The sequence below is a fragment of the Azotobacter armeniacus genome, assembly GCF_054779355.1.
Genome location: NZ_BAAGYK010000078.1, coordinates 1 through 1,934, shown reverse-complemented (window position 1 = coordinate 1,934; position 1,934 = coordinate 1). Strand labels below are relative to the sequence as shown.

The following is a 1,934-nucleotide window of genomic DNA, read 5'->3' as shown; positions in this document are numbered from 1 at the left end:
TCATGAGCTGGCTGGCCAAAACCCCGGAGCGGGTAGTTGCCTATTTCCAGCATGCGTCGGTGCGTTATGCTACTTAGATTGGGTATTTGATTGCCGGGTTAATAACAGGGGAAAAACAATGAACAGGACGTCGGGCGCACAGTGACCAGTACGTGCGCACGCGCGCACGAGCCAAGCAGCACGACCAATTCGACCGACAAGAAGACCCCGACAAGAAGACCAGTTCCCCAAGATAAAGGAACTGCGACGATCACCACATCACCACCAGCGGCGGAAACGTCATCTACCATTGGGGGAGCACCACCCCGAGGCGGGGAGTGACGACGATCACCAGCGCCAGCAGCGCGTCATCCGGGTGAGTAGGAGAGGGGGTACTTTTGAGAAGTGGTCCTAGTAGTGGTCCGAATTTCCCCAAAAACAACAAAGGCCCGCATCGCTGCGATGCCTAAGTCATTGATTTATATGGTGGCACTAGGAACAAAACTAGAATCATATAGTCTGCGCCAGACAAAGGCTTCAATTGTTTTGATCTTAATAAGGGTACTCGAAAAGGTACTCATCTTCATTTAGTACATAACGTTCATAACCGATCTCTACCCCCTCCCTGAGCTCACCAGCGCTTGCCTGCCTACAGGCATCTGATCCAAGTAAAATCAAAATGATGCATTTTGAGGTCATTTTGATTTATGGTTAAAGCCTACTTCATTGCCAGGAGATGGCCTGATGTTCAATAGCGATGCACCCGCAGGAAAAGTTACGGTTCGCAACCTACCAGCAGAAGTGATTAGCGCCCTGGGACGCCTGGCCGAACAGCATGACCGATCCCTAGAGGCCGAAGCCAGACAAGCGATACGCGCATGGGTGCAACCACAGATAGAAAGCGAAAAGCGTACGTCAAGAGCCGTTAGCGTAGGCCAACGGCTACGTTACCTGCAAAACGAGATTGGTGAATTACGAACCTCGAAAGCCGCGACGCCATCTAGACTGGCGGAGGCCATGGGATGGTCTCACGCTGAAAAAATTGAGAGCTGGCTTGCCGGTGATGAGGAGCCGTCCTTTGATGAGCTCACACAGATTTCCGCTCTGGTAGGTTGTCAAAGAGATTGGCTAGTGCATGGAGAAGGCAATCCGTATTCCCCCGTGTATACAAGGATACCGGAGGATGCTTTTGCGGGCTCCGATTGGCTTTTAAGTCCCGCTGAGGCTGGCGAAAACCCGAAAATCTACTTAGTGCGTAGTCGGAGTAAGGCTGGCGAGTTCGCCTTTGTGAAGAGATTTTCTGACTGGAGCGCTCAAGCATTTTCAACGCCGTACCACATCAGCGACGTGATTGGAGCTGGTGGCGAGTCTAGCTTAGCCTCGCTAAGCCTCGTGCTTCAGGGGTTGTACAAGCGTTGGACTGGGAGAGATTCGAATGATGTTTGGGTTGAAGGCTACCTCGTGGACGAAAGCTCATACTCATCACTACTAGCTGGCAAGCGCCATCCGATGAATATTCTTCAGCATGAAGAGAAGAGCTGCTGGTGGGAAGATTTCTGGGATGAAAACCAGTTCCGAAAACAAGAGTATTGGCCTGGCTGGAAAAGCATCACAGAGCGTATTTTTCAGGTAGTTGAAGGACGCCCCTCACTGAAGAAACAACGCGAACAACTGAATGGCACCCCTCACACGCCAAATTAGAGCAGGCTTGGAGAGCAATGGAAGCAAAGGCTTCAGCACCTCTGTTATCAGTGAGTGAGCAGGGCTGGCGAAGGCTTTTGAACGCCCCCGAAAATTTTCTAAGCCTTGTCATTCGGGGATTGTAGGCCGACTGCGCAAGAATCTGCGCAATTATTAACGCGGCAATCAAATTCACGATATAAAGGGACATGAAAAAGATTGATGCCCGAAAGCTCTCTCGAGAAACTCAGGACCAGATGCGACGCCTGGCCATG

General features: G+C 51.2%; 1 protein-coding gene. It reads left to right on the top strand.

Features of this window, described 5'->3' with window-relative positions:
• Positions 1–723 precede the first annotated feature (723 nt).
• Positions 724–1,680 (top strand): FitA-like ribbon-helix-helix domain-containing protein, encoded by a 957-nt coding sequence (locus tag ACYVD0_RS12345; RefSeq protein ID WP_460427084.1) that lies wholly within the window; start codon positions 724–726, stop codon positions 1,678–1,680.
• Positions 1,681–1,934 lie beyond the last annotated feature (254 nt).